This window comes from Streptomyces cahuitamycinicus, assembly GCF_002891435.1.
Lineage (GTDB): Bacteria > Actinomycetota > Actinomycetes > Streptomycetales > Streptomycetaceae > Streptomyces > Streptomyces cahuitamycinicus.
In genome coordinates, this window is sequence record NZ_POUC01000040.1 from 24016 (window position 1) to 32327 (window position 8312).

The following is an 8312-nucleotide window of genomic DNA, read 5'->3' on the forward strand; positions in this document are numbered from 1 at the left end:
CCTCCTTATGGCTCGTTCGCCTCCAGGGCGCTTTCGGCCGGCGCCGAGGCCGCGACACCGGCGCGCCCTTACGGCTCACGAGCGGGCATCGCGCAAACCTCGTAACGGACCTTGTGTTCGTCCAGATCCCGCAGTGCCTCCGGCGACGCCCCGTCGTCCACGAGGAGCGTGTCGAAGCGGGACAGCGGGACGACCCGGTGCAGGGCGACCCGGCCGAGCTTGGTGTGGTCGATCAGCAGGACGTTCCGTGCCGCCGCGTCGAGCATCGCCCGCTTCACCGACACGATGTGCTGCTCCTGGTGGTAGGCGTAACCCCCGTGCACGGCCGACGTCGACGCGAAGCACACATCCACCCGGAGCTGTTCGACCGCCTCCACGCACGACACCCCCAGGAAGGACGAGTGCAGCGGGTCGTAGTCGCCCCCGAGCGCCATCAGGTGGATGCCCCGCTGGTCGGAGAGGAGGTTGATCGCCTCCAGGAAGTTGGTGACGACCGTCAGTGGCGTGACCTCGGCCGTGCGCAGCCGCCTGGCTATCTCCAGGGTGGACGTGGAGTCGTCCAGCAGGATCGCCATGCCGGGCTCCACCATCCGCAGCGCGTGCTCGGCGACGGCGGCCTTCTCGGCCCGCATGGTCTTCAGCCGGTACTGCACGTTCGACTCGAAGACACCCGACGGCTGCGCGGTCACCCCGCCCCGGAACTTCCGTACGATGCCCTGCCGTTCGAGCTCGTCGAGGTCCCGGTGGATGGTCATCAGGCTCACCCCGAACCGCTCGGCGAGTTCGGCCGCCGTCGCCGAGCCGTCGGCCAGCACCTGCTCGGCCATGGCGGCCTGCCGTGCCGCGGGCCCCTGCTGTCCACCACTGCTGTTGCTGCTCATGGCTGTGTCTCTATCCGTCGTCCCGGTCGCTCCGGCCGGTCGGCCTCGAACAGCAGCAGGTTCTCAGGCCGGACGACGAGCCGTACCGGATCGTCCGGACGAAGGCGCGCCGCGTCCGCCCGGGGGGCCACCAGCGACACCCGCTGCTCCCCGGTCCCGAGCCGGACGGTGACCTCGACGGACCGGCCGAGCACCTCGGTGACGTACACGGTCCCGGTCAGCCCGTGGCCCTCGCCGTGCAGGGCGAGGCCCCGGGGGCGCAGACCGACCAGGACGTCCGTGCCGGGCGAGGCCGGTGCGCGGACCGGCAACTCGACCCCGCCGTCCGCGCGGACCCCGCTCTCCGTGACCACCCCCGGCAGCAGGTTGATCCGGGGCCGCCCGAAGGCCCGCGCGACCTCCGTGTCGTACGGCTCGTACCAGATCTCCTCCCGCGTGCCCGTCTGCACGATCCGGCCCTCCCGGATGACCCCGATCCGGTCGCCGAGCGCCAGTGCCTCGACCGAGTCGTGGGTGACGTAGAGAGTGGTGGTGTGCTGCACGGCCCCGATCGCCTTCAGTTCCGCCCGCATCTGCTGGCGGAGCTTGGCGTCGAGGTGGGAGAGCGGCTCGTCGAGCAGGAAGGCCCGGGCGGGGCGGACCAGTACCCGGCCGAGGGCGACGCGCTGCCGCTGGCCGTTGGACAACTGGCCGACGGGCCGGTCCAGCAGTCCGGAGATGCCGAGCAGTTCGGCGATCGCGCCGATCCGCTGCCGGGCCTCGGCGGCGGGCAGCCGGTGCCGGGGCGAGCGCAGCGGCGAGGCCAGGTTGTCGTAGGCCGAGCGGTGCGGATAGAGGGCGTAGCTCTCGAAGCACATCGCCACGCCCCGGTCGTACGGCTCGACACCCCGCATGTCCTCGCCGTCGAGCACGACCGTGCCGGAGTCGGGCTGCTCGAGCCCGGCGACGGTTTTCAGGGTGGTGGTCTTCCCCGCACCGGACGGGCCGAGCAGACAGAAGAACTCGCCTTCCCGCACTTCCAGTTCGAGCTCGTCGAGTGCGACGGTCCTCCCGTACGTCTTCCGTATCCCGCTGAGCCTGATCAAGACTTCACCGCCCCGAACGACAGGCCGCGCACCAGGTACCGCTGGATCGTCAGCGCCAGCAGCAGCGGCGGTACGACGGACACCAGCGCGGCGGCGGCCGTCAGGTTGTACTTGGGCCGGTCCCCGCCGAGGAAGGACAGGGCGCCCACGGTCACCGTCTGGGCTTCGTTGGAGGTGAGGATCAGCGGGAAGACGAAATTGTTCCAGGCGAAGATGAAGGCCAGCAGGGACACGGCCGCGATGCCCGGCTTGACCAGTGGAAGCGCCACCTTGAAGAACGCCTGCTTGCGGGTGTAGCCGTCCAGCAGGGCAGCCTGTTCCAGCTCGGGCGTGAGGTCGGCGAAGTAGGACCGCATGATCCACACGATCAGCGGCAGGGTGACGAGTTGCAGGACCCACACCATGCCGACGTACGTGTCGAAGAGGCCGAGCTTCTGGTAGAGCACGAACAGCGGGATGATCACGGTGAGTTCGGGTGCGAAGCGGAACGACAGCAGCGTGAACATCAGGTTCTCGGAGCCCTTGAACCGCCACCGCGCCGAGGCGTAGGCGGCCGGCAGCCCGACCACCAGCGACAGCGCGACCGCCCCCACGGACACCACCAGGCTGTTGACGAAGAACCGCACGAACGGGATGCCCTCGCTGTCGCCGAAAACCGTCCGGTAGCCGTCGAGGGTGGGGGAGAAGGAGAAGTACGTGGAGAAGAGCTGGTCGGCCGGCTTCAGCGAAAGGATCACCATCCAGGCGATCGGGAACAGCGCGAAGACGAAGTAGAGGATCAGGGCGGTGTCGCACAGCCACCCCACCAGGCGTTTCCTCATGTGGTCACCTCCGCGGCCTTCCGCTGGATCTTCCCCAGGTGCTTCACCAGCACCATCGCGGCCAGGTACACCACGGCCCACAGCACGATCGTGTAGCTGATCCCGAAGGAGTAGCGCTGGAAGCGGATGGCTTCGAGGTACGCCCGGATCTGGAGCACCACCGTCGAGTCGCCCGGCCCGCCCTCCGTCAGGGCGTAGATGATGTCGAACACCTTCAGCGAGTCCATGAACCGGAAGATCACCGCGACCAGCACGTAGGGCCACAGCATCGGCAGGGTCAGCCGGCGGAAGGTGTACCACCATCCCGCGCCGTCCACGGCCGCCGCCTCGAACGGGGAGGCGGGCAGCGACCGCAGACCGGCGAGGGCGAGGATCGCCACGAACGGGGTGTAGACCCAGACGTCCACCGCGATCGACGACAGCAGCGCGCCCGTCGGGGTGTCGGTCCACTGCACCCCGCCGAGACCGAAGGGCCTCAGCAGGTGATTGACGACCCCCACGGACGGCTGGAGCATCAGCTTCCAGATGATCGCCGCGATCACCGGGGCGATCATCAGCGGCAGGATCAGGATCTTCTCCAGGACCCGGCCGATCAGTGTCGAACGGTGCAGCAGCAGGGCGACGGCCACTCCCAGCACCGTCTCAGCGAGGGCCGCCCCGACGGCGTACAGCACCGTGACCCACGCCGAGTTCCAGAACGCCTCCTGCGTGAAGACGGCGCTGTAGTTCTCGAACCGCACCATGTCCGGCTGCGGTTTGCTCGCCGAGAAGTCGAACAGCGTGTAGTACAGGCCGAGCCCGAACGGGTAGAGGATCCCGCAGGTCAGCAGCAGTGCGGGCACGATCAGGACGTACGGGCGCAGGGCGAGCCGCCACCCCATCGCTCTAGCCCACCTTGCCGGCGAGATCGTCCGCGAGCCCGTCCAGGACGGACTGCGCGCCCTGACCGCCGTAGATCTCCTGGAGGGCCGCCGCCCAGCTGGTCGTCGCGTCGAAGAACTGGGCCTGCGGGGTGAACTGGATCTTCGTCTGGTCGACGACCGTCTCGAAGGTCTCCAGGAAGCCCGGTAGATGCCGCATCTTGTCCTTGTACGCGGCGTCGTCGGCGACGGACTTGCGCACCGGGTCGATGTGGTTGTGCGTGATCGCGCTCTTGCGCAGGTGCTCCTTGCCGGTGGCCCACTGCAGGAACAGCCAACTGGCGCTCTTCTTCTTGCTCTTGGCGTTCATGCCGAGCGACCAGATCCACATGTTGGTGGCGAGCGACCCGCCCGGCCCCTTCGGCCCCGGGTGGAAGGCGATCTTCCCGGAGGCGGGGCTGGCGCCCTTCACCGCCTGGAAGTAGGCGGCCGTGTCGGCGTCGAACAGCATCCCGGCCTTCTTCGCGCCGAGGTCGCTGGAGCACTGGTACCAGGTGTACGACGTCCAGGACGGCGGCCCGCCCCGCTTGACCATCCGGGCCCAGTCCTCGGTGAAGGCGACGGCCTCCGGGCTGTTCATGGCGGGGGTGAGCTTCCCGCCGTCGACCGTGAAGTCCTTCAGCCCGTTGCGGGCGTACATCGTCATGAAGCCCGGATGGATGGTCGCCCAGCTCCGGGAGCCGCGCACGGCGATCCCGTACATGCCGTCGAAGCCGGCGCCCGGCGCCTTCCGCTTGATGGTCCCGGCGAGTTCGGTCAGCTCGTCGAACGTCTCCGCGGGTTTCACGCCGAGCTTGCGGAACACCTCGGTGTTGTAGGCGACGACGTTGGTCTCCCAGCCCCACGGCAGCGCGTACTGCCCGCCCTGGCCGAGCGGCGCGCCCGCCTTCAGGGACCACTGGTCGGCCCGGAGCAGGTTCGGGAAGAAGTCCGCCTGGTCCCACTCGGCGCCCGTCGCCGAGGAGTTGCGCATCCAGGGCCCGAGGTCCTCCAGCCAGTTCGGCGGCCCGTACTGCCACACCATGTACGCGCCGAGCATGAAGACGTCGTAGGAGGCCCGCCCGCTGGACAGGTCCACGGTGAGCTTGTCGAAGTAGTTGTCCTCCGGGAAGACGTCGTACTCGACCTTGATGCCGGTCTTCTCGGTGAAGGACTTCAGATCGGCGATGAGCGCGTCCGTGTACGGGTGCTTGTTGAGGAGCGCCTTGACGGTGGTGCCCTTCTCCCGCTTCCAGTCGAAGGAACCGGTGACGTCGTCCGCGGCGGAGCCGTCGCTCTTGTCGTCGTTCCCGCCGAAGCCGGCGCCGCAGGCCGTGAGCAGCGGGGCGGCGGCCGCCCCGGCGGCGAGGGCGAGGAAGCGCCGGCGGTCGTGCGCGTGCGTGTCCATCCGTACCTCCGCGTGGAGCCTGGTTAACACGTCGAGTCGACTCGTTAACAGAGGGTGGAACGACCGAAGTTGGGCGTCAATCCCTCGCGCACGGGAAAATATCGGGGCAGAGTGAGAAGTTCACAGATCCGGCTGCGACGGCGTGGGAGGTTCCGGATGGTGGACGAGGGTGCGGGCGAGAGCGAGGGCATGGCCTGGCTGGGCGTCGACCTGGGCACGCAGAGCGTCCGCGTGCTGCTCGTCACCGCCGACGGCACGGTCCTCGGCAGCGGCTCGGCCCCGCTCACGGGGCGGCGGGACGGGGTGCGGCACGAGCAGGATCCGCTGCGGTGGTGGGCGGCGCTGTGCGAGGCGTCGCGGACGGCCCTCGGCTCCGCGCCCCCGGGCCTGCCGGTCGGCGGACTCGCGGTGTGCGGCACATCGGGCACCGTGCTGCTGACGGACGGCTCGGGCCGCCCGGTGAGCCCCGCGCTGATGTACGACGACGGGCGGGCGAAGGCGCAGGCCGCGCGAGCGCGGGAGGCGGGGCTCGCGGTCCAGGACACCTGGGCGCTGCCGAAGGCGCTGTGGCTGCTGGGGGAGTACGGCGGCACCTCGCTGCGCCTGACGCACCAGCCCGACCTGATCGTCGGCCGGCTCGCGGGCGAGCCACCGCCGGCCGACTCCAGCCATGCCCTGAAAACGGGCTACGACCTGGCGGGCGACCGCTGGCCGGAGGCCGCCCTGGCAGAACTGGGTCTGCCCGACAGCCTGTTGCCGGGTGTCGTCCGGCCGGGGACCCGCCTGGGCCAGGTGTGCCCGGCCGCCGCCGACGCCACCGGCATCCCCGCCGGCACCCCGGTGTTCGCCGGGATGACCGACGGCTGCGCGGCCCAGATCGCGTCGGGCGCGCTGCGGCCCGGCTCCTGGAACTCCGTGCTCGGCACCACGCTCGTGCTGAAGGGCGCCGCCCGCGACCCGGTCCGCGACCCCACCGGCGTGGTCTACAACCACCGTGCCCCGGACGGCACATGGCTGCCCGGCGGGGCGTCGAGCGTCGGGGCCGGGGCACTCGCCGCGCACGTCCCGGACGCCGATCCCGCGGCGATGGACGAACGGGCCAGGGCGTTCGAACCGTCCGGCGCGATCGCCTACCCCCTCGTCTCGCCGGGGGAGCGGTTCCCGTTCCGGGCACCGGAGGCGACCCCGTTCGTCCTGGGCGACCCCGCGGACGACGCCGACCTGTGGGCCGCGCTCCTCCAGGGCGTCGGCTTCGCCGAACGCCTGTGCCTGGACTACCTGCACCACCTCGGCGCGCCCCTCGAAGGGCCGCTCACCTTCACCGGGGGCGGTGCCCGCAGCCCGTACTGGAACCAGCTGCGCGCTGACATCCTGGGCCGCCCGGCCCGCGTCCCCGAGCAGACGGAACCGGCCCTGGGCATGGCGGCACTGGCCGCCTACGGGGCGTCGGGGGCCGGCGCGCTCGCGGACGTCGCCGAACGCATGGTGCGCGTCCGGACCGTCGTCGAACCCCGCCCCGGCCGCACCGCGGCCTTCGCCGAGCCGTACGCGCGTCTGGTCGACGCCCTGCGGGACCGCGGCTGGCTGCCCGGCCCGGTCGCCGCGCACGCACACAGCCGGCTGAGCGGGGATACTTCCGCATCATGAGTACGACCCTCCTGCTGGTCCGTCACGGACAGACCGTCTGGCACGCCGAGAACCGCTACGCCGGCATCAGCGACATCGACCTCACCGACACCGGCCGCGCACAGGCCGAGGCCCTCGGCCGGTGGGCCGCCGCCCATCCCGTCGACGCGATCTGGACGTCCCCGCTGTCCCGCGCCGTCGCCACGGCCGAGCCCGCCTGCCGTGCCCTCGGCCTCACCTCCCAGAGCGAACCCCACCTGCGCGAATGCGACTTCGGTGTGCTGGAGGGCCGCACGCTCGCCGAGTTCGAGGCCGAGGACCCGGAGTGGGCCGCGGCCTACCGGGCCGACCCGGTGGAGCACTCCTTCCCCGGCGCCGAGGACCCGCTGGCGGCGGCGGCCCGCGGGGTGCGCGCCCTCAGGGGCATCGCCGCCGCCCACCCCGGCGAACGCGTCCTGGTCGTCGCCCACAACACCCTGCTGCGCCTGGTGCTGTGCACCCTGCTGTCGATCCCGGTCGGCGAGTACCGCAGAGTGCTCCCGCGGCTGCGCAACGCGGCCGTCAGCGAACTGCGCGTGAACCCCGACGGTTCCGCCGCACTCCTTTCACTCAATGTGCCGTGCGAGGCCGATCTGCCGTAGCACGATGAGCACATGACACAGATCGACACGTCGGTGCCGCATTCGGCCCGGATCTGGAACTACTGGCTGGGCGGCAAGGACAACTACCCGGTGGACGAGGCGGCCGGTGACGCGTACACCGCCGTCTTCCCCGGCATCGTCACCATCGCCCGCAGCAGCCGGGCCTTCCTCGGCCGCAGCATCCGGTACCTCGTCCAGGAGGCCGGCGTACGGCAGTTCCTCGACGTCGGCACCGGCCTGCCGACCGTCGACAACACCCATGAGGTCGCCCAGAGGCTCGCCCCCGAGGCGCGGATCGTCTACGTCGACAACGACCCGCTGGTCCTCGCCCACGCCCGCGCCCTGCTCACCTCCACACCCGAGGGCGCGACGGCGTACGAGCCCGTCAGCCTCTTCGAGCCCGAGCAGATCATCGAGGCCGCGGGGAAGACCCTCGACCTCACCCGGCCCACGGCCCTGATCCTCAGCGGCATCCTCGGACACGTGGCGGACTACGAGCAGGCCCGCGACCTGGTCCGCCGCCTCATGGCCCAGCTGCCCTCCGGCAGCCACCTCTCCCTCAACGAGGGCTCCCGCGGCACGGACCCGGCCTACGAGCAGGCCCAGGACGCCTACAACGAGACCGGCGCGGTGCCGTACTTCCTGCGGCCGGTCGAGCAGATCGAGGCGTTCTTCGAGGGGCTGGAGCTGGCGGAACCGGGTGTGGTCTCGGTGCCGTTGTGGCACCCCGAGCCTGGCGCGCCGGCCGAGCCGATCGGCCAGCACGGCGGTCTGGGCCGCAAGTCCTGACCCCGCCGGGCACGGGAAAGCCCCCGCGAGTCAGGGGCGAATTCCAGGGGTCGTAGCAACACAGTGATCAACTGGCTGTCGCCAGGAGCTTAGCGAGACGCTCGGCTGGGGTTTCCCAGCCGAGCGTTTTGCGCGGGCGGCTGTTCAGCTCGGCAGCCACGG

Annotated in this window: 8 protein-coding genes; 3 read left to right on the forward strand and 5 right to left on the reverse strand. The window is 70.8% G+C overall.

From position 1 onward, the window contains the following. Positions 1 to 68 precede the first annotated feature (68 nt). The 5 genes from C1J00_RS08375 to C1J00_RS08395 are packed head-to-tail and all read right to left on the reverse strand — an operon-like array spanning position 69 to position 5094. Positions 69 to 881 carry a DeoR/GlpR family DNA-binding transcription regulator gene (locus C1J00_RS08375; protein ID WP_102908395.1) on the reverse strand — a complete coding sequence of 271 codons (813 nt, stop codon included), beginning with the start codon at positions 879 to 881 and terminating at the stop codon, positions 69 to 71. Next, positions 878 to 1966, reverse strand: a complete 1089-nt coding sequence (locus C1J00_RS08380; RefSeq protein WP_102908396.1) for an ABC transporter ATP-binding protein — start codon at positions 1964 to 1966, stop codon at positions 878 to 880. The genes C1J00_RS08375 and C1J00_RS08380 overlap by 4 nt, the downstream gene beginning before the upstream one ends. Beyond that, positions 1963 to 2787, reverse strand: a complete 825-nt coding sequence (locus tag C1J00_RS08385; protein ID WP_102908397.1) for a carbohydrate ABC transporter permease — start codon at positions 2785 to 2787, stop codon at positions 1963 to 1965. Before C1J00_RS08385 ends, C1J00_RS08380 begins: the two co-directional genes overlap by 4 nt. Next, positions 2784 to 3668, reverse strand: coding sequence for a carbohydrate ABC transporter permease (locus tag C1J00_RS08390; RefSeq protein WP_102908398.1), 885 nt, complete (start codon positions 3666 to 3668; stop codon positions 2784 to 2786). Before C1J00_RS08390 ends, C1J00_RS08385 begins: the two co-directional genes overlap by 4 nt. Before the next feature lie 4 nt (positions 3669 to 3672). Next, positions 3673 to 5094, reverse strand: coding sequence for an ABC transporter substrate-binding protein (locus C1J00_RS08395; RefSeq protein ID WP_102908399.1), 1422 nt, complete (start codon positions 5092 to 5094; stop codon positions 3673 to 3675). A 156-nt stretch (positions 5095 to 5250) separates the two neighbouring features. Here C1J00_RS08395 and C1J00_RS08400 point away from each other — a divergent pair, with 156 nt between their 5' ends. From C1J00_RS08400 to C1J00_RS08410, 3 genes are read left to right on the forward strand one after another with little or no spacing between them, the layout of a single operon-like run. Further along, positions 5251 to 6741: an FGGY-family carbohydrate kinase gene (locus C1J00_RS08400; protein WP_102908400.1), complete on the forward strand. Its 1491-nt coding sequence runs from the start codon at positions 5251 to 5253 to the stop codon at positions 6739 to 6741. Beyond that, positions 6738 to 7361 (forward strand): histidine phosphatase family protein, encoded by a 624-nt coding sequence (locus C1J00_RS08405; protein WP_102908401.1) that lies wholly within the window; start codon positions 6738 to 6740, stop codon positions 7359 to 7361. Before C1J00_RS08400 ends, C1J00_RS08405 begins: the two co-directional genes overlap by 4 nt. A gap of 12 nt (positions 7362 to 7373) precedes the next feature. Then, entirely contained in the window at positions 7374 to 8150 is a 777-nt protein-coding gene (locus C1J00_RS08410; RefSeq protein WP_102908402.1) for an SAM-dependent methyltransferase, read from the forward strand. Positions 8151 to 8312: the final 162 nt, after the last annotated feature.